The 26997-nt window shown below is 39.2% G+C and carries 26 protein-coding genes and 4 pseudogenes; 21 read left to right on the top strand and 9 right to left on the bottom strand.

Annotated elements, in window-relative coordinates:
• Positions 1-18: 18 nt before the first annotated feature.
• Together RCG23_RS02335 and RCG23_RS25800 are read left to right on the top strand one after the other, a co-directional pair.
• On the top strand, positions 19-885 hold the full coding sequence (locus RCG23_RS02335; RefSeq protein WP_308178417.1) for an SDR family oxidoreductase: 867 nt from the start codon (positions 19-21) through the stop codon (positions 883-885).
• Positions 882-1597 (top strand): annotated as a pseudogene (locus RCG23_RS25800) (NAD(P)H-dependent oxidoreductase). Before RCG23_RS02335 ends, RCG23_RS25800 begins: the two are co-directional and overlap by 4 nt.
• 166 nt (positions 1598-1763) lie before the next feature.
• Here the strand turns inward: RCG23_RS25800 and RCG23_RS02320 are convergent.
• Positions 1764-2831 carry a zinc-binding dehydrogenase gene (locus tag RCG23_RS02320; RefSeq protein WP_308178414.1) on the bottom strand — a complete coding sequence of 356 codons (1068 nt, stop codon included), beginning with the start codon at positions 2829-2831 and terminating at the stop codon, positions 1764-1766.
• Between the two features lie 178 nt (positions 2832-3009).
• Here RCG23_RS02320 and RCG23_RS02315 point away from each other — a divergent pair, with 178 nt between their 5' ends.
• Together RCG23_RS02315 and RCG23_RS02310 are read left to right on the top strand one after the other, a co-directional pair.
• The gene (locus RCG23_RS02315; RefSeq protein WP_308178413.1) at positions 3010-3852 is read left to right on the top strand and encodes a helix-turn-helix transcriptional regulator; all 843 of its coding nucleotides are present in this window, start codon (positions 3010-3012) and stop codon (positions 3850-3852) included.
• A gap of 1111 nt (positions 3853-4963) precedes the next feature.
• Positions 4964-5753: pseudogene (locus tag RCG23_RS02310) on the top strand (SDR family NAD(P)-dependent oxidoreductase).
• A 217-nt stretch (positions 5754-5970) separates the two neighbouring features.
• Here RCG23_RS02310 and RCG23_RS02305 read toward each other — a convergent pair.
• Positions 5971-7329 (bottom strand): MFS transporter, encoded by a 1359-nt coding sequence (locus RCG23_RS02305; RefSeq protein WP_308178412.1) that lies wholly within the window; start codon positions 7327-7329, stop codon positions 5971-5973.
• A 218-nt stretch (positions 7330-7547) separates the two neighbouring features.
• On the opposite strand from RCG23_RS02305, the gene RCG23_RS02300 reads away from it, so the two are divergent.
• The 3 genes from RCG23_RS02300 (at position 7548) to RCG23_RS02290 (ending at position 9505) form a co-directional block, all read left to right on the top strand.
• A complete protein-coding gene (locus RCG23_RS02300; RefSeq protein ID WP_308178411.1) occupies positions 7548-8537 on the top strand; it encodes an aldo/keto reductase in 990 nt (329 codons plus the stop codon).
• A 6-nt stretch (positions 8538-8543) separates the two neighbouring features.
• On the top strand, positions 8544-9122 hold the full coding sequence (locus RCG23_RS02295; protein WP_308178410.1) for a TetR/AcrR family transcriptional regulator: 579 nt from the start codon (positions 8544-8546) through the stop codon (positions 9120-9122).
• 134 nt (positions 9123-9256) lie between these two features.
• The gene (locus RCG23_RS02290) at positions 9257-9505 is read left to right on the top strand and encodes a hypothetical protein (protein ID WP_308178409.1); all 249 of its coding nucleotides are present in this window, start codon (positions 9257-9259) and stop codon (positions 9503-9505) included.
• 61 nt (positions 9506-9566) lie between these two features.
• Here the strand turns inward: RCG23_RS02290 and RCG23_RS02285 are convergent, their stop codons facing one another.
• Together RCG23_RS02285 and RCG23_RS02280 are read right to left on the bottom strand one after the other, a co-directional pair.
• Complete coding sequence (locus RCG23_RS02285) at positions 9567-9854, bottom strand: hypothetical protein (protein WP_308178408.1); 288 nt, start codon at positions 9852-9854, stop codon at positions 9567-9569.
• Positions 9855-9857: 3 nt separating this feature from the next.
• On the bottom strand, positions 9858-10058 hold the full coding sequence (locus RCG23_RS02280; RefSeq protein WP_308178407.1) for a hypothetical protein: 201 nt from the start codon (positions 10056-10058) through the stop codon (positions 9858-9860).
• Between the two features lie 170 nt (positions 10059-10228).
• On the opposite strand from RCG23_RS02280, the gene RCG23_RS02275 reads away from it, so the two are divergent.
• Positions 10229-10738 carry a hypothetical protein gene (locus RCG23_RS02275; protein WP_308178406.1) on the top strand — a complete coding sequence of 170 codons (510 nt, stop codon included), beginning with the start codon at positions 10229-10231 and terminating at the stop codon, positions 10736-10738.
• Between the two features lie 83 nt (positions 10739-10821).
• Here RCG23_RS02275 and RCG23_RS02270 read toward each other — a convergent pair whose 3' ends face one another.
• From RCG23_RS02270 to RCG23_RS02260, 3 genes are all read right to left on the bottom strand, one after another.
• Complete coding sequence (locus RCG23_RS02270; RefSeq protein WP_308178405.1) at positions 10822-11232, bottom strand: hypothetical protein; 411 nt, start codon at positions 11230-11232, stop codon at positions 10822-10824.
• A gap of 602 nt (positions 11233-11834) precedes the next feature.
• On the bottom strand, positions 11835-13004 hold the full coding sequence (locus RCG23_RS02265) for a YhgE/Pip family protein (RefSeq protein WP_308178404.1): 1170 nt from the start codon (positions 13002-13004) through the stop codon (positions 11835-11837).
• Positions 12988-13749: a YhgE/Pip domain-containing protein gene (locus tag RCG23_RS02260; protein ID WP_308178403.1), complete on the bottom strand. Its 762-nt coding sequence runs from the start codon at positions 13747-13749 to the stop codon at positions 12988-12990. Before RCG23_RS02260 ends, RCG23_RS02265 begins: the two co-directional genes overlap by 17 nt.
• A 226-nt stretch (positions 13750-13975) precedes the next feature.
• Between RCG23_RS02260 and hpt the strand changes: the two genes are divergently transcribed.
• The 4 genes and pseudogenes from hpt to RCG23_RS02240 all read left to right on the top strand — a co-directional run bounded on the left by hpt (position 13976) and on the right by RCG23_RS02240 (position 16805).
• Positions 13976-14503: a hypoxanthine phosphoribosyltransferase gene (gene hpt / locus RCG23_RS02255; RefSeq protein ID WP_308178402.1), complete on the top strand. Its 528-nt coding sequence runs from the start codon at positions 13976-13978 to the stop codon at positions 14501-14503.
• 1076 nt (positions 14504-15579) lie between these two features.
• Positions 15580-16061: pseudogene (locus RCG23_RS02250) on the top strand (DUF2975 domain-containing protein).
• Between the two features lie 35 nt (positions 16062-16096).
• Entirely contained in the window at positions 16097-16579 is a 483-nt protein-coding gene (locus RCG23_RS02245; protein WP_308178400.1) for a DUF2975 domain-containing protein, read from the top strand.
• A 1-nt stretch (position 16580) separates the two neighbouring features.
• The gene (locus RCG23_RS02240) at positions 16581-16805 is read left to right on the top strand and encodes a helix-turn-helix domain-containing protein (protein WP_308178399.1); all 225 of its coding nucleotides are present in this window, start codon (positions 16581-16583) and stop codon (positions 16803-16805) included.
• Positions 16806-17021: 216 nt separating this feature from the next.
• Here RCG23_RS02240 and RCG23_RS02235 read toward each other — a convergent pair whose 3' ends face one another.
• Positions 17022-17216, bottom strand: a complete 195-nt coding sequence (locus RCG23_RS02235) for an alpha/beta-type small acid-soluble spore protein (protein WP_308178398.1) — start codon at positions 17214-17216, stop codon at positions 17022-17024.
• Between the two features lie 308 nt (positions 17217-17524).
• On the opposite strand from RCG23_RS02235, the gene RCG23_RS02230 reads away from it, so the two are divergent.
• The 6 genes and pseudogenes from RCG23_RS02230 (at position 17525) to RCG23_RS02205 (ending at position 23003) form a co-directional block, all read left to right on the top strand.
• Positions 17525-17782, top strand: a complete 258-nt coding sequence (locus tag RCG23_RS02230) for a hypothetical protein (protein ID WP_308178397.1) — start codon at positions 17525-17527, stop codon at positions 17780-17782.
• A gap of 244 nt (positions 17783-18026) precedes the next feature.
• The gene (locus RCG23_RS02225; protein ID WP_308178396.1) at positions 18027-18953 is read left to right on the top strand and encodes a DUF7847 domain-containing protein; all 927 of its coding nucleotides are present in this window, start codon (positions 18027-18029) and stop codon (positions 18951-18953) included.
• Between the two features lie 23 nt (positions 18954-18976).
• A complete protein-coding gene (locus RCG23_RS02220; RefSeq protein WP_308178395.1) occupies positions 18977-19642 on the top strand; it encodes a DUF4129 domain-containing protein in 666 nt (221 codons plus the stop codon).
• Complete coding sequence (locus RCG23_RS02215; RefSeq protein ID WP_308178394.1) at positions 19639-20769, top strand: DUF4350 domain-containing protein; 1131 nt, start codon at positions 19639-19641, stop codon at positions 20767-20769. The genes RCG23_RS02220 and RCG23_RS02215 overlap by 4 nt, the downstream gene beginning before the upstream one ends.
• Positions 20766-21694: pseudogene (locus tag RCG23_RS02210) on the top strand (AAA family ATPase). The gene RCG23_RS02215 and the pseudogene RCG23_RS02210 overlap by 4 nt, the downstream one beginning before the upstream one ends.
• Entirely contained in the window at positions 21645-23003 is a 1359-nt protein-coding gene (locus tag RCG23_RS02205) for a DUF58 domain-containing protein (protein WP_308178393.1), read from the top strand. The pseudogene RCG23_RS02210 and the gene RCG23_RS02205 overlap by 50 nt, the downstream one beginning before the upstream one ends.
• On the opposite strand, the gene RCG23_RS02200 is transcribed toward RCG23_RS02205, so the two are convergent.
• Positions 22981-23961 (bottom strand): stage II sporulation protein M, encoded by a 981-nt coding sequence (locus tag RCG23_RS02200; protein WP_308178392.1) that lies wholly within the window; start codon positions 23959-23961, stop codon positions 22981-22983. The genes RCG23_RS02205 and RCG23_RS02200 overlap by 23 nt on opposite strands.
• A gap of 149 nt (positions 23962-24110) precedes the next feature.
• On the opposite strand from RCG23_RS02200, the gene RCG23_RS02195 reads away from it, so the two are divergent.
• From RCG23_RS02195 to RCG23_RS02185, 3 genes are all read left to right on the top strand, one after another.
• A complete protein-coding gene (locus RCG23_RS02195) occupies positions 24111-24914 on the top strand; it encodes an RDD family protein (protein ID WP_308178391.1) in 804 nt (267 codons plus the stop codon).
• A gap of 262 nt (positions 24915-25176) precedes the next feature.
• Positions 25177-25485: a hypothetical protein gene (locus RCG23_RS02190; RefSeq protein ID WP_308178390.1), complete on the top strand. Its 309-nt coding sequence runs from the start codon at positions 25177-25179 to the stop codon at positions 25483-25485.
• A complete protein-coding gene (locus RCG23_RS02185; RefSeq protein WP_308179947.1) occupies positions 25422-26879 on the top strand; it encodes a M6 family metalloprotease domain-containing protein in 1458 nt (485 codons plus the stop codon). Before RCG23_RS02190 ends, RCG23_RS02185 begins: the two co-directional genes overlap by 64 nt.
• The last annotated feature ends 118 nt before the right edge of the window (positions 26880-26997 follow it).

Here is a 26997-nt window from a genome sequence, read left to right as displayed (position 1 = left end):
TGAAGGAGAACGAATAAAATGAACTCAACTATTTTAGTAATTGGTGCAACAGGGAATATCGGTAAGGAATTAACTAAGCTTTTAGCAAAAAAAGGTGAAAAGGTTCGTGTGACCGTCCGTCCAACAAGTCATACAGAGGAATTAAAAGCACTTGGAGTCGAGATGATTCAGGCTGATCTTCATGCTCCATCTTCACTTAAAGAAGCCATGAACGGAATCGAGAAAGTATTTTTTGCAACCCCATTTGTTCCGAATATGGTAGAGATATCTCGAAATATTATTCAGGCTGCAAAAGAAGCAGGTGTTAAGCATCTTGTGAAAATTTCAGGTGCAGGTGCTGAACTGGAAGCCATCACAATGGCCAAATGGCACCGGACTATTGAAAAAGAAATCGAACAATCAGGGATTGCTTATACCTTCTTACGTCCAAATTCATTTATGCAAAACATCGTCAACTTTAGCGCCCATACAATCAAGGATCACGGTGCATTCTACGCACCAATTGGTGATGGGAAAATTGCTTTGGTTGATGCACGTAATGTTGCAAAAGTGGCGTATTACGTCTTAACCGAAGAAGGACATGAGAATAAAGCGTATTATTTATCAGGACCCGAAGCTATTTCTTATCCCGAGATTGCAGATATTCTCTCTTCTGTGACAGGTAGTTCCATTAAATATGTAGATGTTCCAGCTGAAGGTGCTCGTCAATCGATGTTAGATGCAGGAATGCCTGTTGAAACAGTCGATGCATTGTTAGAGCTATATCATATTAACAAATTAGGATATACAGCAGAGGTTTCCAATACAGTAGAAGAAATCACAGGACAAAAAGCAACTTCTTTTGAAACGTTCGCCAAAGATTATAAAGAGGTCTTTAAAGGATGAACGTCTTAATCGTTTATGCTCATCCGGAGCCGAAGTCGTTCAATGGTGCGTTAAAAGAATTAGCAATAAAAACATTGGAAGAACAAGGTCACTTGGTAAGGGTTTCTGATTTATATGCGATGAATTTTAATCCAGTGGCAAACAAACAGGATTTCATTGAGCTTGAGGATCACGATTTTTTCAAATACCAAAGGGAACAAATGACAGCAGTCAAAAAAGGTACGTTTACTGAAGATATTAAAGATGAGATAGAAAAAGTAAAGTGGCCGATTTTGTTCTTTTCCAATTTCCATTGTGGTGGCTGTCCGTTCCGGCTATTTTAAAAGGCTGGGTAGACCGTGTATTTGCGATGGGGTGGCTGTATGGTCCTGGCGTAGGGTTTTATGACCAAGGCGGATTAAAAGGAAAGAAAACCATGCTATCTGTTACAACTGGCGGACCTGAGATCATGTTTTCCAAGCATGGAATTAGTGGTGACATGATGGAGCAAGTGTTACACCATATTCATCGTGGAATATTGAGCTTTTCAGGAATGGACGTATTGCCACCTTTTGTCGCTTATGGAGCTGCTCATCATGAAGAAAATCGTAAGAAATACTTAGCATCATTTAATGAGCGGTTACTTACACTGGAAACGACTCCATCCATTCCATATCATCCTAATTCGCATTATGATTCAACGATGCAATTAAAATCAGAGTACAGAAAGTAAAAGAATAACTTCACAAAGATAAGATAATAAAAAACCGATGCTCTGCGAAACTATTTGTGGGCATCGGTTTTCTTTTGTTTCAAATCAAATTATCTATTTGCTGCTAAGAATTTTTTGACTTTACCAACTAGTGGCTGTTACTACAATAGGTAGAATTTCCAGAGGTTTATTTTTGAGGCGTAAGTACACTATAATGTAAGCCTTTAAGCTGCGTTGCACGTGTAACTGCCTCATTTACATCCTGTAAAACAAATTCATCAGTTTTTACCGCTTCAAATGATAACGTATTTGCTCTTATCATGTTTACAATTTCTTTTGGTGCTGTTACAGGATACATGAAAGATCCCGTTACGGTTATTTCGCGAATTAACATATCATAGTAAGAAATTGGGATATCGGTAAATACGCCACCGACAAACACAGCAGTTCCTTTCGGACGAAGTGTTGAAATAGCGGCTGCTGTCAAATGAGGTGTAAGCACTGTTCCAAGTGCATCCAATACAAGATCTACGCCATTTGCTTTTGATAAAAGTAACTTACTGTACTCCTCTTCAGATCCTTCTAAAACAATTGGAAATACACGATTAACATCTAATGCTTGCAGGTTTTTCAATACATCTGCATTGCGTCCTACTGCGTATACAGTTGCTGCTCCCATTGCCAAAGCGACTAATACAGCTGCAGCTCCCATGTTTCCAGTAGCCCCATTAATGAGTACTGATTGTCCAGGCTGCAAGGTACCTTTTTGGAAACCACTGTATGCAATAGACATATAGTTAATTGCAGCCAATTTAGAATCATCAATGTGATCTAATCCGGAAATAGGTGTTACATTTTCAACTGGATATACCGCTTGTTCAGCAAATGACCCTTGCTTCCATGTTTCTAACAAGCTACCGGAATTAGGTGTTAATCCGAACCATCCTTTTAAAATTGCATCCTGCACCCCAGTTTGTTCCTTCGATGTGATGTATGGATTACAAAATACTTTTTGTCCTATTTCAATACCGGATACATCATTTGCGACCTCTTCTACAATTCCAATCGCGCTTGGTCCCGGTATATATGGAGTCGGAAGCGGGACGGGAATTTGACCTCCAAATAGATATTGTGAAAATGATAAAATATGAGAAGCTGTTACTTTTACTCGTACACTCCCTGGTAAAAGAGTTGGTGCCGGCATGTCTGTTATTTGTAAGAATTGTCCTTTTTCTTGTAAGACGGCTGCTTTCATTATTAAAAACCTCCCCAAAATTTTCCTAAAAACTAACCAATCTTTTGGTTACATTCACATCTTATCAATGATTTAAAAGCACAATAAGGAGAGAGTTTATAATAGTACAAATTGTAATAGGTAGAGAATTTGAAATTCATATTATAATAAAGGCATATTGTGCAGGGAGGTATTTTATATGGAAGGACGCGATCGAAGAAAAGAGCTCGGTGTATTTTTGCGCTCACGCCGTGAACGGCTCTCCCCTGAGCAGTTTGGATTGGAAAACCATACATCTAGACGAACAAAAGGGTTGCGTCGTGAGGAAGTGGCACTACTTTCTGGGGTATCTTTAACCTGGTATACATGGTTAGAACAAGGCAGGGATATTCGTGTTTCATCACAAGTACTGGAAAGTCTTTCTCGTACTCTACGGTTATCAAAAGAGGAGACAAGTTATCTTTATGAGCTTTCTGAACAAAGATCTCTTGTTTCATCAGCACATTATCCTGACAAAGTTATTCCTTCTCTTCACCATATATTAAACAGCTTAGAAGATTGCCCTTCTTATATTATGGATGAACGTTGGAATACAGTCGCCTGGAACAAAGCTGCTTGCTCAATTTTCGGAGATTTTGAAAAAATGGATGAATTAGAGCGTAACAATTTATGGAGGATGTTCACAAACCAATCATACAGACAAATTTTTAAGAATTGGGAAGAACTAGCACAACGTCTCTTAGCCCAGTTTCGTGTATTCTATGGACGACATTTAGACGACCATTGGTACCGATATTTAGTAAAAAAACTAAACGAAGAAAGTCTTGAATTTCAAACATGGTGGCCTGACTATAACATAGCGGGAACGCAAAGCGGAATTAAGAATGTAATACACCCAAAGGTTGGGTCGTTTTCATTGCAGCACAACAGTTTGTTGACTGCAGAGAATTCAGATATAACACTTACAATTTATACCCCAATAACCTCTGAAGACCGTGAAAAAATGTTGAAACTTATTGAATGGTATCAACAGAAAAGCTAGAGAAACGTGGAAATATTTATTTGGTTCTAATATGCTTTTGAGAATTCTCATATTGATTTGTTGGGGTGAACCGTATCATAAAAGGTGCGGTTTTTATATTTATTGCCTTTAACCATATCATGCTCTTCTAGATTTTTTAGTTGAAAATTGAATGCAAGTCTCATTCGGACAAGGCAAGGTAAAAAAAGCGAAATCCAGTCTGAATGCAAGTTTCATTCGGACAGGGCAAGGCAAAAAAAACGAAAGCCAGTCTGAATGCAAGTCTCATTCGGACAGGGCAAGGTAAAAAAAGCGAAATCCAGTCTGAATGCAAGTCTCATTCGGACAGGGCAAAGCCAAAAAAGCGAAATCCAGTCTGAATGCAAGTCTCATTCGGACAAGGCAAGGTAAAAAAAGCGAAAGCTAGTCTGAATGCAGGTCTCATTCGGACAGGGCAAGACCAAAAAAGCGAAAGCTAGTCTGAATGCAGGTCTCATTCGGACAAGGCAAGGCCAAAAAAGCGAAAGCTAGTCTGAATGCAGGTCTCATTCGGACAGTGCAAGGCCAAAAAAGCGAAATCCAGTCTGAATGCAAGTCACATTCGGACAAGGCAAGGTAAAAAAAGCGAAATCCAGTCTGAATGCAAGTCTCATTCGGACAAGGCAAGGTAAAAAAAGCAAAAGCCAGTCTGAATGCAGGTCTCATTCGGACAGGGCAAGGCCAAAAAAGCGAAAGCTAGTCTGAATGCAGGTCTCATTCGGACAGGGCAAGGCCAAAAAAGCGAATGCCAGTCTGAATGCAAGTCTCATTCGGACAGGGCAAGGCCAAAAAAGCGAATGCCAGTCTGAATGCAAGTCACATTCTTACAGGGTAAAATCCATGCCTCCCACATGACCAACAGGTAACGATAAATAAGAAGAGAGAACTTGTAGAAAGTCATTATCCTGGCTTTTTTAAGCCATTTTCTCATCAGCCAATGCATATCGATTTGGCTTAGAATCTGAGTGAGATTCCGAGAAATTCATATTCGACAAATGAATAGAGTTGCAAGGTATCCGGTGTTTTTTAATTGGCAAAATTAACTACTAGCAAAAGTTCTTACAAGAATATTTATTAGGAAAGGTTGAGTAATATGAACTTACAACTTGAAGATAAATTAGTAGTAGTCACAGGTTCAACATCTGGAATCGGAAAAGGAATTGTGAAGTCTTTTTTACAGGAAGGAGCGAAGGTTATAGTTAACGGCAGAAACAAAAGCCGGGTGGAGGAAACAGTTATTGATCTATCTAATTTAGGAAATGTTTATGGGATTGCTGCTGATTTGTCAGATGCACCACAGGCTCAAGAATTTATTGAAAAAATAAAAGAGTACGGAGAAGTCGATGTGCTTGTAAACAATATGGGCATATTTGAAGTTAAGGAATTTGAAAATATTACTGATGAAGAATGGATGAACTATTTTAACGTAAATGTGCTTAGTGCAGTTAGATTATCCCGTTCATTTCTCCCGGAGATGCTTAAAAGAAATACAGGTCGAATTATAAATATTGCTAGTGAAGCAGGGTTAAAGCCATTGCCACAAATGATTCCTTATTCAGTTTCAAAAACGGCCTAATTAGCTTGTCTAGGGGGATGGCAGAACTTACAAAGGGAACAAATGTAACGGTTAACAGTGTGTTGGCAGGGCCACATGGACAGAGGGGGTCGAAAGTTACATGATAGGAGCGGCGAAAGCAGAAAACGAGGATCTTGAGCTCTTTTCAGAAAATTACTTCAAAAATAATGAACCGAGTTCTTTAATTCAACGATTTACTACAGTGGAAGAAGTAGCTGACACGGTTGTATTCATAGCTTCAAAGAAAGCTTCAGCAATCAATGGTACTGCCCAAAGAGTAGAAGGAGGTATTATACGGTCGCTATAAATGTGCATAATTTTCAACCTGATTTATCAAGGTAAAACTTTGTCTTAAATAATAGTAGAAAGAAGCTTTCACTTGCATGAAAGCTTCTTTTTGTTCATCGACTAAATTTCCTTTTCAGTTAGGCGATTTTTAGAATAAGCCATCGAGAAAAGGAAAATGTTAAAGGCAATCACAAAGCCTAAAATAAAAAATGTATTGCCAAATGAGTTTGTCCAGTCTAACAAGCGACCGGCAAAGGCTGGCGAAAAGACATGCCTAAAAAAGTTATCAAAGTATATAATCCCATACCAATACCGGTTTTATTTGCCTGCAAAGTCATCGCAACAGAATTTGCTAGCAATACTTGGATACTGGAATAGCACATAAATAATACCATAAAGAAAATCATGACTAATATGGGTGAAAGGGAATAATAAAAACCTAAAAATAGAAGAACAATAGTCATAATACTGTTGAAAATCAATAACATTGAATTATTATTCCATTTTCGACTCCACTTTGCTGAGAACGGGCTGAAAATTGCGCCAGTCATTGAACCTGCGAATAAGATAACTCCGATAAGCAAAGGATTCAAATGAAAAGTGGATTTTAACATAATAGGTAGAGTAAGGAATACGGCTAGCTGTACAAAGAATGTAATAAAGCCTGTTAGTAAAAATAAGGTGTAGGAACGATTTTCAAACAGCTCAATTTGAATAAACGGATTTTTTTTCTTTTTAAAATAGCTATTAAAAATAATAAAAGTCAAGATACTGATACACAAAAAATAGGGAGACAAATTGACAGATAGTAATAATGAGATAACAAACGCTGCCATCAAAATGGCTCCAATGGTGTCAAATTCTCCCTTACGGTTCATTTCTGTAGGAATGTAACGAATAATAAATGGAAATGTCAGCAAAGAAATAGTCATAATTAAGAAAAGATAGTTCCAACCAAAAACCTGAGTTAGAAATCCTCCTGCCAGAGGACCGATTCCTGCTCCTAAAGCAATAGAGGAGGTTAACATTCCCATCATGCGAGCTCGCTTGCTTTGTTCAAAGTAACGTGAAACGGTAATCATAGACAAGGAAATAAGAGAAGATCCTCCTGCCGCTTGAATGATTCTATTGATAATAACTAGTGAATAGCTTTGCGAGAAGAATCCTAGAAATGATCCGATTGCAAAAAGAGATAAACCAATCATGAATAAAGGTTTAAGCGGGTATATATCCGCTAATTTCCCATAAGTAATGGATCCAATCGCTGTGATCATGGCATATCCTACTACAATCCAGCTTACCTGAGGAGTGGATAGAGAAAACCTTTCTGAGATAGTTGGCAGTGCTACATTAAAGATTGTTGCGTTCATAACAACCAATAATACAATGGTACACAATACATATATAAGTTTAGATGAAATCTCTTGTTGTCGATTTATCAATAATCTCCCTCTATTCTCTGTAATTTTGAGTACAAAAATGATACGAATTTTATCCAATATGTGTCTAACAAAAGAAGAAGGTTTAAGCTTAGGGTTGCGAGCATTAAACCTTCTTATGTTATCTTTTATTTGATTTGTTGTTTGTACATACAAATGATAATGAAAGTTCTTCAGCATGTCAACTATTATTTTTTTAGGATATGTCGATTTATTTTTCCGTTCATACTAAAAGATAATATCGAACAGAAGCATGCAAATGAATTAGAAATCGATAGCATAACAATCAACTGACAAAAAATAAAATCTGTCACTTGATTATTGTTTATTTTGCTGATATCATGAAACTCATCTTGATATGGAGGTATAATCTTATGTTATATAGAAAACTTGGTCAAAACGGTCAATCAGTATCCGCAGTAGGACTTGGATGCATGGGAATGTCCGATCTTTACGGTGCAGCGGACAGAAATGAAAGCATTGCTACGATTCATGCAGCACTTGAAGCAGGAATTACATTATTAGATACCGGAGATTTTTATGGTGTCGGCCACAACGAACTTCTTTTAAATGAAGCCCTAAAAGGTTCAAAACGCGATAATGCATTTATTGCTGTTAAATTCGGTGCCATGAGATCTCCAGACGGTGGATGGGTTGGTGTCGATGGACGACCGCAAGCGGTGAAAAACTTCTTATCCTACACTTTACAGAGATTAGGTGTTGATTACATCGACCTTTATCAGCCAGCTCGTGTAGACCCAAATGTACCAATTGAAGAAACTGTAGGGGCAATTGCCGACATGGTGAAGGCGGGTTATGTGAAGAATATTGGACTTTCAGAGGCGAATGCAGATACCATCCGACGTGCTCATGCCGTTCATCCGATTAGCTGGCTGCAAATTGAATATTCACTTTTTAGCCGTGGTATTGAAAAAGAAATCTTACCGACTTTACGTGAACTTGGAATTAGCCTATCGGCATACGGTGTACTTTCTCGTGGATTATTAAGTGGAAAGTGGTCGAAGGATCGTCAAGGAGCACCTGATTTCCGTTCTTTCTCTCCACGTTTTATGGGCGAAAATCTGGATAAGAACTTAGCTCTTGTAGAAGCTTTACGTGAAATAGCGGTGGAAAAAGAAACAAACGTTGCACAGCTTGCCATTGCGTGGGTTCTATCTCGAGGCGAGGATGTTATCCCATTGATTGGTGCCCGCAAACGTACACAACTACAGGATGCATTGAGCGCAGTTGGTCTTCAGCTTAGCACATCTGATCTTGAAAGAATTGAAAAAGCTGTTCCTGCAGAAGCTGTTGCTGGTACACGTTATGCCGCTGAGCAAATGGGTATGCTCGGAGTAGAGTAAGCAATAATGGCTGATCATCTAACGAAAGAAACCATTTTAGATACAGCGGAGCAGGTTCTTCGCCGATTTGGACCAGAAAAAACAAGTGTAGTGGATGTTGCAAGAGCTCTAAATGTAAGTCATGGGACAATTTATCGTCATTTTCCAAGTAAAGCTGCTTTACGAGAATCTGTTGCAGAGAGATGGCTGCACAGTATCTCTGAACCATTAGAGGCAGTTTTTAAACAGGACTGTACTGCTTCAGAGCGATTACATTTATGGTTAAAGACACTGATTAATATTAAACATGCCCTTGTTCAGGAAGACCCTGAGTTATTTACAATGTATACAACACTCGTGGAAGAATCTGTAGACGCAGTAAATGCCCATATAGGTGAATTAATCGGACAAATCATCCCGATTATTGAAGCGGGAGTGGCTAATCAAGAATTTAAGTCGAGAGATGCCAAAGCCACCGCGAGCGGAGTCTTTATGGCAACTGCTCGGTTTCATCATCCTGCCCATGCGAAAGAGTGGGCATCACCCACCATTGACCAGGAATTTGAAGTTGTATGGAACTTGATTCTTTCAGGGATTGTAAAATAGAATCTGGGTACTTTACCTTTTAAGTTGTTCGAGTGGTCGGGCAGGTTCTTTTTTGCCCATACGCTGTTATCACGAAAGTAATCTAGGAAACATAAGATGGGTAACAGGAACTGGAAGGTGAGGAGGTAATTGGGATGCCTTCAGTGATTAATTTAGGGATCTTTAATGTTAATTCTCCCCAGCCCAATGCTGCCGTCATTGTTGGTGAAGCTGTTGTAAACGGGATGGATGCAAATAGAAAATATAATTTAGGCTTTGGTGGTATTTATGGCTTTAATAATCTTATCGCAGGCAATGTAAGCAACAATGCTGATAGCTTTGAAATGTTTGATGGTTTGATCTTTGATCAGGATTATAAACCAGTTATTGGCGGAAATGTATAGGGCAAATAGAAGGGAAATCCAAAAAAAATTTTCATGTATTAAAAATAAACAACAAACCCTTTTATACATGGGTTTGTTGTTTTTGTTTGGCTATCCTTTTAATTTTACGTATCTCTTGCTCCGATTTTTTCTTTTGGATTGAGTCATGCTCATAATTTGTTAATGAAGCGCTTGTATGCGACAGATTGCTTTGATCTCCATGAATGTTGCCCAATCCCTGGTTATGTTTTTTATTGTTTTTAAAGTCTTCGATAAAATTGTTTCCGATGCTAAAACAGGAAGCCCCTTCAATATTTCCTATCTTAATCGTGCCAATATGAAAGGTAGGGGATAAAATCGGAGAAACCATGAACTAATCAACCTCCCATTTTTCTCTGTTTTTTATCCATTGATTTTGCTTTACTGTAGTTTCATTTCCTGACAATATACCAACAGCTTCGTTTACGACAGATGTATAATTGAATTTTTTTAATGTATTTTTTTCGCCAATGAAAAAGCCGGATCCATTGCTCATTTTCCCAATGGATATATCCTCCAACGTTAAATTGATCATTTATACCTTACTCCTTTTCGTTTTTATTAGCCTATGCACACCCTGGGCTAATGACACAGCTTTTCATTTTTAGAGGCATTCATCACAAACCTATTTCTATAAACATAATGTGGATTAACCAACTTATATAAATGAATCATCATATCAAAAATAAAAGGCGTGAGCGGCACATGAAAAAGTTTTGGCGATTTAAATTTGCGGGGAATATAAATGTCCAAACGATGCAAAGGCAATCGGGTATCTTTATCGGAGAAAGGAACAATGCGATTGGATGGAGTGCACATGGTAAAGAAAATAGTGTGATTGGAAGCATAAGTGGCCAATCAAACATTCTTTACCAAAATGTCTCCATCTTGATTGACCCTGATTTTATTGATACGCCTATCGATGACCGGGATATCAATCTCTCTTTTGAGAATCCTGGTAATGAGAATGATACGAATCTAACTATTGATCGTGTCGATGTCAATACGATGTATAATAATAGCTCTGTATTCGTTGGGAAGAGCAATGTTACAGGAATGGATGCAAATGAAAAAGCGAATTATTCCCAAGGTGGCATATTCGGAGACCAAAATCATTTATTAAACAATATAAATATTAATAATGATGAAGATGTCATTGATGCCATAATCGACGATCAGGATATTAAAATTGCTAATATAATAAGAGAAGAATAAAGGTGATATCATCTCATTTTTCATGACAACTTTCTCGCGTTTATATAACGTTCAAACATACTTTATTTTGGGAGCATATGCATTTATGGAATATCCTTGCGAAAACGAAATCCCTTTGATGTTTTGATTATTTTTTGATGATTCTCTGGAGCTGTTTCAGACATTGCCTCCTGCTTAGCATTTTCTTTGGCCATCTTTAGCACTAGTGGTTTGGCCAAGTCTTCTGAAGTACTTATATTATTTCCTATAATTAATTTTCCGCTCAACTCATCAATTTCTATATTGTCTAACCGGAAGACAATGTTCTCTATATAATCAATTTGCACATGATCAAATTGAATATTTTGTTCTTTATTCACCTGTTGTTGCTGGTGTTGAAGTTGTTGCTGTTGTTCTAATAGTTCAGCAATCCGGTCTAATTTATTAAGAATAAGAGAGTTTATATTATTAACTTTTTCTGTCTGCTTATTTTTAAAAGAAAAAAATTTAAACATAAACTCCCTCCTTTTTCTGACAAGAGCATAACTGTAAATGACAGCCGGTATGCAAACCGCATTTCTTAAGATTTTATGCAAAGAAAATATAACTTAGTATTAGAGTAAAAGGAATTACGGTTTACCTGTGCCCTTTGTAATTGTTTTGCTTTGTTGTTAGATTAAGGCTGTTTTCGTATACTTGTTGCTATATTAGTTGATTTCCACTCCAGGATGCTCGCTTTCCGCTGGGCGGGCTGTGAGCCTCCTCGGCGCAAAGCGCCTGCGGGGTCTCACCTGTCCCGCTGCTCCCGCAGGACGTTGAATCAGCTTCCTAGAATCAACACCGCACGAAGGAAATGCGAGAGCATTTTCGAGGAGCTCGCACCTTCCGCTCCAATCATCTTCTTTTACAACGATTTGCTTTTAAAAACCTATTTGCAAAACAACAATCTTTTAGAAAACAACAATCTTTTAGAAAACAACCTAGATTAATTAAATAACCTAAATAAAGAGGATGCCTCAGGACATCCTCTTTTTTGATATGGCCTAACAGAAGAATGAAGAAAAAATACTTAGATTGTTCACCTTTTGATAAAAGAATATTGGTTTCTTTTATTTATCTATCCTGAACTTGTTTGTTTTTTTAACAAATGCCTCATCACTAAAAGAGTTAATAACATCGATAAAATTAAATAAACAATCAAAACTAAAACATCCTGTCGAAGTAAATGATAATCTGCAGTTGAAATAATGCTGCGGAATCCTTGTACAGTATAGGTCATGGGCATCAACGAGTGAATCCTTTGAAGAAAACCTGGTGTTAATTCAATCGGGAAGGTGCCTGCACTGGAAGTTAATTGTAGAACCAGTAAAATGATCGCTAAAAATCTGCCGGCATTATTAGCGGTAGTCACTAAAAATAAGATAATCGACATAAAGGTTAAACTTGTAACAAAAGCAAATAGGTAGAGATAAGCTTTATTTGCAGGGTCTAAGCCGATTACATAAATAAGTATCAAATTAGTTATTACACTATGGAATATTGAAATGGCAGACAAAAAGATAAATTTTGAGAGAAACCAAGCCATTCCGGAAGGTGCTCTTTTATTTGTCTCTCTTATAGGAAAAATAGTCGAAAGTAACAATGCCCCAACAAATAAACTAAGAGAAAGGAAGTAGGGAGCTAAGCCAGTTCCGTAGTTAGGAACACTATGTACTAATTGCTCCTTCAACCGAACAGGGTTGGACATCATTTCATAAATGGGCTGTCCTGCATGAATACTCTGTATTTGTTTCGCCCCGTTTTTTAATTGGTTTGTTAATTTCTTACTCCCCATTTTGAGCTTATCTTCTCCGCTTTTAATAGAAATTAAGCTGCTAATGACTTTGCTCCAGCCTTTATTAACGTTATTTGCACCATTGGCAAGTTGTTGTTGCGCATCAGCTAATTTCGATGCTCCTGTGGAAAGTTCCTCCAGTTTAGTGGTTATTGAATTTGTTCCTTCTATTAGCTTTTTTGAACCAGCTGTTGTTTTACTTAGGTTTTGGCTGAAATCTGTTAAACCAGAATTAAATTTATCCAACCCGCCATTAATGCTTTGTGCTTTTTGGACGAAATGTTGGAAGGTAGCATCTTTGGCCAGTTCGGGATGATTGTTTTGAAAGTCTGTAATAGTTTGTTGTAACTTCACGGATTCATTTGGAAGAGGTACAAAATCCGAGGTGAACTGATTGAAGCCGTTATTTAATCGATCAAATGTATTACCTACTGTATTAAAGCCTGAACTCACTTCTGACATGCCAGTATGTATTTGAGAAGCTCCATTTCCCAATGCCGACGGCCGAACGGCTTAATTGATTGGCTCCGCTTGAAAATTGATTCAACGGCCCTTTTTGCTGCTGCATTCCAACAATTAATTTCTGTGTTTCCATAGAAAGTTTTCCTAAGCCTGCAGATATTTTTTCTGATCCATCGCTTGCTTTTTTTAGTCCTTTTCCTACAGAAAGAAGCTCATCAAAAACAACTTCAGAATAATTTTTGCTTATACTTTGAGATAGCTTTGTCCTGATTTTATCTACTGCGGTTCTTCCAATTTGTGAGGCTATGAAATTGCTGCCCACATTAACCTTGTAATATAACTCAAGCGGAGTGGGATGAAGATTCGTTAAAGTTGTAGCTCGTTTTGAAAAATCAGAAGGGATATAAATCTCGAAATAGTATTGATTATTTTTTAGTCCTTTATCTGCTTCCTCCTTATTTACAAATTTCCATTTAAAGCTTTTGTCGTGCATTAATTCATCCACGAAGTCACTTCCAATATGGTACATTTCGCCATTGTATGGGACATTGACATCATCATTCACGACAGCCACAGGCAATCGCTCTAAATGTGCGTAAGGATCCCAGTTGGCCCACAAATAAGTACCACTATACAAGGAAGGAATAAATAATATCACAATGATGGCAGCCATCATTTTTCGATTTTTAAGGATGCTTTTCCATTCATTTTTTAGCCAAGGAATAACTTCACTCAATGAGAACCACCTGCTTTTTTTATTAGACCCAAAAGGATTCTCTTTCATTTTGTGGAAAAGGATAGATGATTATTCCTTTTGACCAATTTCTCACTAAGCTAGAAGAAACTTTAAACATTGAGATTTCTTTTCTTTGCAGTTAACCTTTTTAATGGTTTGTTTGTATATTCTACTTTAGGATAGAAGATGATTGTTATATAGAAGAAACTAGAAAGAGGGCGTAAACATGGCATTTAAAATTAAAGGCGAAATGATTTCAGAAGCGGAAATTAAACAAAGAGTGATTAAACTGGCAGAGGAAATAGAAAGGGATTTTAACGATGAACCTATTATTTTAATCGTTGTCCTTAAAGGGTCTTTTGTTTTCGCGGCGGATTTGATTCGTGAGCTGAAGGGTGATATTAAAGTCGATTTCATCTCGGTTTCAAGCTATGGGGATGAAACCGAATCAACTGGAAAAGTAAGACTTTTAAAGGATCTTGATGCTAATATTACAAACCAAAATGTCGTAGTGGTCGAAGATATTATCGATAGCGGATTAACTCTCCATTTCCTCCGGGACCATTTGAAAACACATAAGCCGAAACAAATTAAACTATGTACGCTTTTAGATAAGCCTGAAAGAAGAAGGGTGGACCTTCCTGTGGACTATGTTGGCTTTGTCATCCCGGATGAATTCATTGTGGGCTATGGCATTGACTACGCGCAAATGTATCGAAATCTGCCTTACATTGCGACTGTGGAAGAAGTATAGTTTGTTGAGAATGTAGATATTTATTCAGAGTGACTTTTCAAAAAGCTATGAAGCACATTTTCCGTGTTCAGGTTGAGTGTTTTGTCTTTCATAGGGTTGATGAAGAACATTTTCCGTGTTCAGGTGTAGTGTTTTGTCCTTCATATGGTTGATGAAGAACATTTTCCGTGTTCAGGTTGAGTGTTTTGGTCTTCATTGGGTTGATGAACAACATTTTCCGTATTCGGGTGGATTTTTTGGCATTCATAGGACTTATGAAAGACAATTTTCCGCTTCACCTTGGAGGTTTTGTCTAATAGAGTGCTTTTATTGGACAGTTGGCCAATCTACAAGAGAGGTTTTGTCTAATAGAGTGCTTTTATTGGACAGTTGGCCATCCTACAAGAGAGGTAATGTCCAATAGACGTCTTTTATTGGACAGTTGGCCATCCTACAAGAGAGGTAATGTCCAATAGAGTGCTTTTATTGGACAGTTGGCCATCCTACATGAGAGGTAATGTCCAATAGACGTCTTTTATTGGACAGTTGGCCATCCTACAAGAGAGGTAATGTCCAATAGACGTCTTTTATTGGACAGTTCGGCACTCTACAAGAGAGGTAATGTCTAATAGAGTGCTTTTATTGGACAGTTGGCCATCCTACAAGAGAGGTAATGTCCAATAGACGTCTTTTATCGGACAGTTCGGCACTCTACAAGAGAGTTTTTGTCCGAAGGAGGCCCTATAATGGACATTTTCACTCTCCGCCCTTTATAGAAAAAATGGTGTCCCAAATTTGTAACGGGTTCCCTTTTGAGGTGCAAAGTTTTAATTCCACAATACATTTTTAGCGTGAATTCACACATGAATTCACGTTTTTTATTTCCTTGGTATTACTGCACTCTTTGGTATTTTTCTTTAAATTCAAGCAAGAATTCGCATACTATTTCTCTAATGAGAAATGCTTTTTATTTTTGTTGAAATTAAAAGGATATTTCAATAACAATAATAATATAATAAAAAACAATATGAATTTATCGTAAAACAATAAATAATATGATAAAATCATGTTGTCATTAAATAAGTGAGGTGTTTTAAATGAATGTTAAACGAGGTTCAACCACTTTTTTAAAGATAATTATTTTTCTGGCTGGAATTGCAGTGCTTGCTTTGTGTATCTGGTTGCCTGAGATATCCGTTAGAGATGCAAGAGTACATCCAGATACGGCTTACTTCCTAATCCCCTTTTTAGTATGTGCATACGGATTCTGTATTGCGTTTTCTGTTGCGTTGTATCAAGCATATAAACTATTAACCTACATCGAAAAGAACAATGCTTTCTCTGAATTATCCCTTAAATCTTTGAAGATTATAAAGAAATGTGCTTTTACAGTCATTTTCCTCATTTTGTTAGGAATAGTAAGCTTAAAGGTGCTTGCTAAAGTAACAGGTGATGATGCAGCAGGTCCTATATCATTATGTCTAATGGGTATTTTAGCAACAAGTATCATCACAGCCATTGTGGACGCACTTCAAAAGCCATTAATAACATCCTTGAATTAAAACCAAAAAATGATTAACGTTTCGGTAAAATTTACTTAACGAGGTGCTTTTTATGAAACAAGTTACGACACTCTTTTTAAAGCTAGCTGTTATTTTTATAGGAATCCCAGTTCTTGCATTGTGCATATTTTTGGTGCCTAAGATCGGGAATTTTGCTGGAGAATTGTATCCAGATATTGCTTATATGAAATCTCTCGTTTTAATCGATATGTACGCGGCAGCGATACCCTTTTACTTTGCTCTGTATCAAGCTTTTAAACTTTTAAGCTATATTGATAAGAACCAAGCGTTCTCGGAATTATCGGTAAAGGCTTTAAAGAATATAAAATACTGTGCCATCACGATTAGTACCTTGTACCTGCTAGGTATGCCACTCTACTATCTTATGGCGAAAAGAGTTGACCCTCCAAGTTTCATACCAATCGGATTGGTCATTATTTTCGCCTCTATGGTGATCGCCGTTTTTGCTGCTGTTCTCCAAAAACTTTTACAAGAAGCGATTAACATAAAAACAGAAAATGATTTAACGGTCTGAGGTGGAGGATATGTCAATTATTATAAATATTGATGTGATGTTAGCAAAACGAAAAATGAGCGTAACGGAGCTTTCGGGGAGGGTTGGGATTACGATGGCGAATCTTTCCATTCTGAAAAATGGGAAAGCAAAAGCGGTTCGTTTTTCAACATTAGAAGCGATATGTAAGACTTTGGATTGTCAACCAGGTGATATTTTGGAGTACAAAAGCGACGAAAACACTTAATAAAAACATTCAACAATTTTCTTCAACCAACGGGATTAGTTAGTGAAATTAAGATGAAGGGATAGCGATTAAGCTATCCCTTCTTTGCGGTTATTGATGTTATTTACTCAGAGAATTCCATTGATATTAGTGACAAAAAATGTGATGTGATTTGCAATGTTTGCACCTCAAAAGGGTGCCCAAAATTTGGGACACCCTTTTTTACGAAACCGCAGTTTATCGGCCCTGCTGATTTCGTAAAGATTGTTCAGCATAGGCGACAAGGCGTTTTGTCATTTCGCCTCCGACTGAACCGTTGGCTCGTGCGGTCGTATCAGCACCAAGTTGAACTCCAAACTCGCTGGCGATTTCTTCTTTCATCTGATTCAGAGCGTTGTCTGCACCAGGAACCAAAAGTTTGTTTCTTGCCATGATACATCACTCCCGACGAAGGATTGAGCAATCGTAAATTGCTCGTATTTAATATAACCTTCTTAGAAAAATATGATTCCTGAACAAAGGAGCTGCGTCTGCCTCCCAAAAACAGTCTCACACCTCAACAGCTTCTCGCTCCAGCTTGCAAATCCACCGATAGTACTTTATTAAGATAAAAAAGAGAAGGGGATCGATGATTGCTGCATGCCAGACTGTCCACCAGCCATAATTGAAAAATCCCCATGGTTCAGGTAGTAAGGCTATCCATTCATAAAGCACGATCCCTAAAGTCCAAAAAATCACATATGTTATACGTTTCTTCAGACTTGCCATTAAGGGGTAGTGGCTCAAGAAAGTCACTGCAGCAGCTGGAGTTAAAAGAAGGTAAGGGAGCAGGCCCAGTCAATTTGATGGCTGAAATACCAGTATCCGTGATATTTAAAGTTAATGAACACATCAAAGCATTGCTGAAAACCAAAACAAAAACTCCAAATGTGGACAATTTGATTCTTGGTCAGCCGTTTATTCGTTTTAAAAGCAACAAAGATAAAAACTATGATTGAAATAATTAATCCTACCATGCTATTTTCCTTTTTATTTCCAGTATGACCTTATTGGCACAAAATGATTCTAATATTCTGCCTTTCAAGTCGACAAATCCTGACAAATTCCGAGATGTAACAGGCATTTGGATCTACAGCAGGAGGAAGTTTCCACTTACTTTTTTTTACACATTTTCACTCTATGGATATAAGAATAATGTTAAAATAGGTCATATTAAAAATGTATATTTAGGGGGATTGCAATTTGGATGCAAAGTTTATAAAGCCAAAGAGATTTGGTGAAATTCTGGATCATACCTTCAGTTTAACTAAGAGCCATTTTAAGGACTTTTTCATGATTTTTTTAATCTTAATGGGGCCGGTTTATTTGCTTGAAGCGATTGTCCAGCTAGCTTCCGGGATGAATTTTTTCAGACAGATGGGGAGTGGCGGCAGTTGGTATGAAAAACTTCTTTCAGGTTATCAAAACACAGGATCATTCGATGCAGGAAATATTAGCGCAGACATTGGACTTGTAGTAACGGGTCTGCTCGGTTTTATTTTGTATCCCGTTGCTGAAGCCGCGATTTTGTTTGCGGTCGACCATATTCGTAAAAATGAGGAATATACTGTCCGTTCTCTTATCAAACAAGCATTTTCACGGTTTTGGCCGATGCTTGGAAGTACGCTGTTATTTGCCTTGATTGCTATTGGGATGATTGTTATTCCGATACTTGCCATTGCTTTTTCAGGAGGGATTGCCTCGGTTATAAACCCTATTTTTGGCATCGTTTTAGCTATTATTCTATTTTTTGGTTTTGCGATTGGTATCGGGCTTTTATTAACCAAGTGGAGCTTTTACTTTGGCTCTGTTGTACTTGATAAAAACTCCCCTGGACTGACAAGGAGCTGGAGGCTTACTAAAAAACGCACCTGGAAGATGATGGGGATGTTTATTGTATTTTACTTAATTATCTCCATTTTTAGTTTTGGCGTCCAAACGTCATTTCTGCCTGTTTTAGGTAACAGCGTATTATTATCCATCATTTCAAATATAGTAAGCTTATTTACGACCCTGTTTTTCTCAGTAGGATATGGGGTTATGTACCTTGATCTGAAAACAAGGCATGATGCAGATGACTTGAAAGCGATGATTGAGGATTACGAAACTCCGACTCTAATAAATGAATAACCTATTTCAGTTAGGTGATGATTATGCTTAATAGCAAAAATGCGCGGGAAGAGCTTGAAAATATTTTAAGCAAAAAAGAATATACAGTCTACCATAAAGGTGGTAAAAGCATATTTGAAATCTGGTGGGATAAAGCGCAGAAATGGCTGGCAGACCATTTGGAAAAATGGTTTCCTTCCTTCGAGCCGGCTGGTAGCGCTGCTGTACCCATAATGATTATCGCGATTGCAGTGGTAATCATCGGTCTTTCGCTGGCAGCATTTCTTATTATCCGCAATAGGAAAAGGAATCGACTGCTGCGGAACCAGAAACCGCTAAAATCCAGGGAAGAAATGAATTGGTCCTATCAGAGGCATTTAACGGAAGCGGACAACCAGGAAGGTGCTGGGGAGTATACACTCTCCACCCGCCACCTGTTTTTGGCGCTGCTTCTATACTTTGATGAAAAGGAATGGCTTACAGCGAGGATATGGAAAACAAATTGGGAGTACTATGATGAACTCCGAAAGGTAAATCAGCAATATGCAGACAGGTTTTATCTCCTCGCTTCTTTTTTTGATGAAGTTACATATGGGGAGAGGAAGGTACAAAGAGATGAATACCTTCAGTTCCGGTCTGCGGCGATGGAATGGTTCGAGGAAAATGAACCAATTCAGCCTCAGGGTGAAAGGAGGGCGGACCGCAATTGAAAACACAGCGATCAACCAAGCAAGCCTGGATATGGTTTGCCGTCCTGCTGACACTTTTCATTATCATTAGCTATTTCGCTTATTCGCCAAAAGTACAGTATTATCCGGACTATGTCACTTCTTCTCCTTCGCCCACGGGTTTAAAGGCAATTTATACATATTTGGACAAGGAAACGGATGTTTCGAAGTGGACACACACCCCTGATTTACTTTCAAAAAGCAGGAATAAAAAATTGCTTGTAATGGCAGAACCATCATTTCTTCCTGAAAAGAAGGAAATGAAGGCATATGTCGATTTTATGGAAGCCGGTAACACGATTTTGCTATTGAAAGAAAATCCGGACAAGATGTTTGACCTTAAAGCGGATACGGTTAAAAAAGGCGAAACTTCTGAAAGGGTATATGATCGGAATTCTAAAATGTTTTTTGCGGATGTCCATTCCTCTAAAAGGCTGGTCCCTCAAAAGGGAGATATAGTATTGTTCCATGATAATAATGGTGTAATTTCGCTTAAAAGGCCAATCGGCAAAGGGCAATTAATTGCGTCAGTAGCACCGGAATGGATGGCGAACGGGACGATTCTGAAAGACGATCATTTACCGCTCATTTTGGCACTTTTAAAAGAAGGGAAAACAGAGTCGATTTTATTTGACGAGTACATGCATGGAGAACAGAATGCTCCAACAATGTTGACGGTATATCCACAGTGGTTTCTATTGATGGTGCTGCAAGGGTTATTATTGGTGATTCTCTGGCTATGGTACAACGGAAAGCGCTTTGGCCCTATTTTTATTCCAAGGGAAGAGACGGTCCGTTTCAGCGATGAAGGGCTTCGTGCCATGGCTGCCTGGTATCTCCGCGGCAAACGCTATCATGATTCATTATTGATCCAGTCCGACTATGTAAAGCTACTCCTTCAAGAGCGATGGGGCATACCATACGGAACAGAGTGGCAAAACGTTTCGGGCTTTTTGGAACGGAAGGGGCTTAAAATGCCGCAGAAGGAAATACGTGCATTTCTTGACGGTTTAATCACTGTGCTTGGCAAAGAAAAACTAACGAAGCAGGAATTCTTGTTATGGTCGAGAAAACTGGATCGATTAAGGAAAGAGGTGGACGAAGGATGAGGACAGAATTATCATCTTTTTTAAATAAATATGAGGAACTTATTTTGGGTCAAAGCCTGAATCTCAGGCTCCTTTTGGCAGCTGTTTTAGCAGGAGGCCATGTCCTTCTTGAAGGTGTGCCAGGAACAGGAAAAACGAAAATGGTAAGGACACTTGCAGACCTGTTGGGCGGAGATTTTAAACGGATTCAGTTTACTCCTGACCTGCTTCCAAGTGATATCACGGGAAGCATGATTTACAACATGAAGGAAGGGACCTTTCAAACACTTAAAGGACCTATCTTCACAAATATCCTTTTGGCAGATGAAATAAACAGGACACCAGCAAAAACACAGCCGCTCTTCTAGAGGCAATGGAAGAAAAGCAAGTGACCATCCAGGGGAAAACCTATCCGCTTTCGGAGGTGTTTTTTGTTGTCGCCACACAAAATCCGATTGAATTTGAAGGTACATATCCATTGCCAGAAGCACAGCAGGACCGTTTCCTATTTAAGCTTCAAATTGAATTCCCTTCATTTGAAGAAGAAAAAAATGTCTTAAAGCAGGTAATTGAAGATCGTTTAAGCGAAAGCCCGGTTTCAGCATTTCTGGATTTGGAGACCTTTGCTGCAATTAAAAAAGAGATCGGGCAAGTTACACTAGGGGACAATGTTTTGGATTATCTGATGCAAATCGTAAGAAAAACACGGAACTCGGAATCCATCCGTTTTGGTGCAAGTACTAGGGCAGGGATCTCCATCGGAAAAGCGGCACAATCATGGGCCTACCTTGCCGGACGGAATTATGTTACACCGGATGATATCAAAATGGTGGCCAAACCAGCTTTAAGGCACCGCATTCAGTTATCCCCGCATGTAGAATTGGAGGGAGCGACCGTTGACCAAATCATTGAAGAACTTGTGGGCTCGGTTCCTGTTCCAAGATAGAGGGATACTGCCAACGAAACGGCTGATGTTGATTTTCCTCCTGCTTTCTCTTGTCTTACTGATAGGGACAATCTTTGGTATACCATGGGGATTTGTTATAACCGTTGATGTGGCTGTTCTATTGGTGAGTTTGGCGGATTTGCTCTTCTCGCCAAGGAAAAGTGAGCTTTCCTTTAAGCGGACCATTTCGGCTGAAATGGAAAGAGGCATTGCCTATACGGTGAAGCTTGAAGTGAACAATAGCTCAAGGCATGCTACTGTTTATCGGCTGATGGATGGAACGCCACAGTCATTTGATGCGCCTTTTCCAGTCACCGGGGCGATCGAAGAGCGATCCACAGCAGCGATTTTATATGAGACGGTTGCTTTAGTTAGAGGGGAATATGATATAAACAAGCTATTTTTTCGGTACAAAAGTACGCTGGGTCTTTGGGAAAAACAAACAACAGTTGGAATGGCTGATTCGGTCAAAGTCATTCCGGATTTAACAGAGACAAAGCAGTATTTAGAGAATGCGCAAAAATATTTGGTCCACGAAGGCCTGAAAATCAGAAAACATCGGAGTGGCGTTGGCGATTTTGCAAAAATCAGAAGCTATGTGGTAGGGGATGATCCAAGAAAGATCAACTGGCGCCAAACGGCCAAGCTGCAGGAAGTCATGACCAACGATTATGAGCCTGAGCATGGTAAATATATTACGATTCTGATTGATTGCGGCAGGATGATGGGGGCAGAATTGTCAAAGGGGAACCGTCTTGAAAAGGTGCTCGAAGCTGCGATGACGGTTACTGCAGCTGCTCTTCAAAAAGGAGACTATGTTTCTGTGCTGGCTTTTTCCAGGGAGATTCAAGTATTTGTGCCTCCAGCCAAAGGGATGGCCCATTTGCAGACCATCCTCCAAGCCATTTATAATCTGAAGGTGGATGCAGCTGAATCCAACTATGCAGCAGTCCTTCGTTATTTGGAAATGGTCCAAAAGAAACGGAGCCTTTTGTTATTATTCAGTGAAGTGCGTTCCTTTCTCCATGAAGAAAATGCTTTGGCTTATTTAAAGAGGCTAAGACAAAGGCATTTATTTTTCATGGTAGGAATCGAGGATCAAACACTTCTGAGGAGTATAAAAGAAGAGCCGACTGATGTTCAGTCGGCGATGCTGAAAAGTATTGCACAGCAGCAAATGTTATTTAAAAAACGCGAAAAAACAAAGTGGGAATCCCAGGGCCTGGTTATGATTGAGGCACGTGAGGAAAAATTGGCGGTAACAGCCGTTTCCTATTATATCGAGATTATGAATCAGAATCTGCTGTAGTAGGAATCCTTGAGAATCTCATACTGCCAATAATGATATAAAGAATTAAACCGATGACGGTTAGAAGTGCAACTATATACTTTACTTCCAATGGGATGTCAGCCGGCGTGATGAAGCCTTCGATTAATCCGGCAATCACGAACAGGGGGATTGTCCCAAGCAGGAGCTGTACAGAGCGTCTCGCCTGGTATTTAAGCTGATAGCCCCGTGAAAATTTTCCCGGTGCGAAAAGCTTATAGCCCATTAAAAGCCCAGCACCGCCGGCGATAAAGATCGCCGTAAGCTCGATCATTCCATGGGGAACGATGAATGCCCAAAAATCATATGATTTTCCATAATGCCAAAAAAGGGCGGCAAGGGCTCCAAGAATAATGCCGTTAAAGATGAGCAAATAGACGGTAAGGAGCCCGAAGGTAATGCCTCCTGCAAATGCCAGGATTGCTACCTTGATGTTATTCGTCATGATTGAAGCAGACATCATCGGAGAATCGACAGAACCATGGGCTTTTCCGAGGTGGTGGGGATCGACTCCCTGGGCGATTTCCGGCGGAAGTATAGAATAGATATGCAGTGGGTTATTGACAACCGAGAAAAAGGCTCCGACAGCGCCCAATAAAGTCAAAATCATCGCTGCAATAACAAACTTCCATTGCTCAACCAAGAGGCCGACAAATTTTGTGCTGAAAAAATAACGGATTTGTTTAAAGCTGGAAACCTGGTCTTTATACATTAGATTATGTGATTTTGAAACAAGCCCGTTTAAGTACAGAGTAACTTCGTCATTTGGAAAGTAAGTCTGGCAATAAGAGAGATTCTGGGCTGCCTTTTGGTAAAGCCGATTGAATTGATTTATATTATTGCCCGTGATTGAGCGTTTGGATTTGCTAAGCAGAGTAACCAATTCCTCCAGCTGCTTCCACTCATCACGGTGTTTCTTTATGAATTGTTTTACATCCATTTTGCACCTTCTTGTTTTGGCTTAGAGATAATTATTAGCGAATTTTATTGTTAAACACTTTTGCTAACACTATCTCCTTAATTATAGTAATTTTCCAGATAAATAGAAACATTAATAGAAAAATTCAATCACCAGATGGGGGAACCCTTATGAATCAAGAACAAATGGATATTAAAACACCGGAATACGTATCCATCCAGTTTCAGCTGGCAGGCCTGGGCAGCAGGGCAACAGCTTTCATCATTGACCAGCTACTATTATGGACCGTTAATATCCTGAGCCTTGTTGTTATGTTTTTCGTTATGAAAGGGATTTCGGAATTCCCCTTTTTCTTAGACGAAAATTCAATGCCACTGGCTATTACCGTCATCGCACTCTTTATTATTAATTGGGGCTACTTTTTTGCGTTTGAATTTTTTTCAGGCGGAAGAACGATTGGCAAGAGACTCTTAGGGATTAGGGTGATCCAGGAAAACGGACACAGCATCACTCTTCTATCGAGCTTTATCCGGAATTTCATCCGCATCATCGACTCCCTGCCTGTCGGTTATTTTCTAGGAATGATTATGGTGTTTTTCCATCCAAAGCATAAGAGGCTCGGCGACCTTGTCGCAGGTACAATCGTTGTGCATGAACGAAAAGCAAAGGGGAAAAAGAAGCTTTCCCCGCTTGAAAAAGAAATCCAAAGCAGAGGCCTAACCAAGGATCATTTACAGATAGATGAATGGTCGCTAAAATCATTCGCGAAGAAAGATTGGAAGCTGATTAGTACGTATGCCGGGCGTTTCAGCCAACTGCCTACAGCGGAAAAAAATCAACTAACGAAGCAGATAGCGGAAATCCTGTTTTCCAAAATCGGTCTCGAAACGGATGGAAAGGATGATCGTGATCTAGAAGACAAGCTCCTAATCCTTTATTTAATCCTCAAGGATGAGTGGGAGTTTGAGATTTAGATCTAGGAACGTCAAGCCATCCACAAATTAATAGAAGTAAACATTTACGGAAGGCAGCCAACCATGGCTGCCTTTTGTTCATTGATCCTTTGGGAGTGCGTCAATTATATTAAAAAAATTGCGTTATCCAATTTTGGATTCAGCAATACTGGTACTAATTTACTGATTTGCTACATTCCAATATGAATTATTAGTATTTTTAGAATAATCTGTATTAATATTTAATAGAGTTACCGATTTTATTTCAAAAGGGGTTGGGAATGTGAAAAAGGGATGGAAAATTACCCTGTTTGGCGGGGTAGCAACTGCTTTAGTTTTATCAACATCTGCTTTCAATTCTGTTTCAGATGTTCGTGCGAACAAAGCGCAAGCTTCTTTTCAGGCTCATCAGGTGTCTTATGAAGGTGTGGGGCTTCCGGAAGAAGTTGTAGCAGCAGCAAAAAGTAAAGGGCTGGATCCGGCAACACATCAACCCGCACACTTGTTAAAGGGCCTCATGATGCTAATCTGCAACAAACAATTGCACCACAACCAATTTCGGCAGAACAAAAAGTCATTGCGCTTTCACTGAAATTCCCTGATGAAGTACCTTCAAAAGTAGCTTATGATCACATGCCATTAACGCAGTTGAATGACTTGCTGTTTGGCACGCAATATAATCCTTATACCATGGATCAATTCAAAAAATATGGAACATTCAACGGTGAATTGGCACCGATCAACCGGACTCTAAAAAATTATTATTCAGAGGCATCTTATGGAAATGTAAAGGTTAGCGGTCAAGTTGTTGAAGTGAAAATGCCACATCCATATAGCTATTATGCAATTGGGCAAACATATGGAGTAGTTTCGAACGATTATGGTGATTATACGATGGCCTTGCTGGTGCAGGATGCTGTTAAGACTGCCGATGCACAAGTTGATTTTTCTCAATATGCTGTAAATGGCGAAGTACCGAATGTATTCCTGATTCATCCGGGAACTGGAGCAGAATGGAACCTGGATCCGAGCATTATCTGGTCACATAAGTGGGAAGTAAGTGATGCCGCTTATTATAATGAATATGCGCAATCAGGTGTTGAACCAACTACCTGGGACTACGAAGCACATAAGATTACAGTCGATGGAGTCAAAGTTAACAGCTACGCGATTGAACCAGAGGTTGGAGGAGACCTGACAGGATATCTAGGTGCCGTGGATGGCCCTTACCCTCCTCAGGTTGGAGTTTACGCGCATGAGTTTGGGCATGTTCTAGGCTTGCCGGATTTATATGATTATGGGTACGACTCGGAGGCGATGGGTGCGTACACAATCATGGCTGGTGGAAGCTGGACACGTTATCCCAATGCTGAAGCCTATTCCGGGAATTCACCAGTTCACTTTGATGCATGGTCGAAGATTTTCTTAGGCCTGGAACAGCCGACTACTCTTACATCAGGCCAACAACCCTTTACTCTGAAGCCTGCCGCCACTTCAAAAGGTGTAGTGAAGCTAGTCGTTCCAGGATCAAATGGAAGTGAATATTTCCTTATCGAAAACCGCCAGCAGGCAAAGGGAACCTTTGATATGGGGCTTTCCCGTTATGGAAGCCATGGTCTCGCGATTTTCCATGTTGATGAAAACGTCCTGTCCCGCAATTTCTGGCGCCCAAATGAAGCCCAAAACTCATTCCAATCCCGCAAGCAACAAGTAAATGCCGATCCAGAGACTGGTGAGACTCACTATGGGGTGGCGGTACTTCAAGCTGACAATCGATGGGATTTGGAAAAAAATAATAACCGAGGCGACGCAGGAGATTTGTTCAAAACAGGACAGGTATTCAGCCCGAGTTCCACACCTAATTCTGGTTCCTACTATTTCTCCAATGGAGGCGGGGATTCAGCTAATTACACGGGGATTATTGTGAAAAATATTAAAGAAAACACAGACGGGTCGGTTTCATTCACCGCTGGATTTGAAAAATAGGATTAGCAAAAAGGATGCGGATTGTGCATCCTTTTTTACTGCATTTTTATACCGGTTGTTCCCCAACATGGAAAAAAATGCATAAACCTCTCGATACGCCTGTAGCTTGTGGCGTGTC

Source organism: Neobacillus sp. PS3-34 (assembly GCF_030915465.1).
Taxonomy (GTDB): Bacteria; Bacillota; Bacilli; order Bacillales; family Cytobacillaceae; genus Neobacillus_A.
This window is presented reverse-complemented; position numbering and strand designations above follow the sequence as displayed.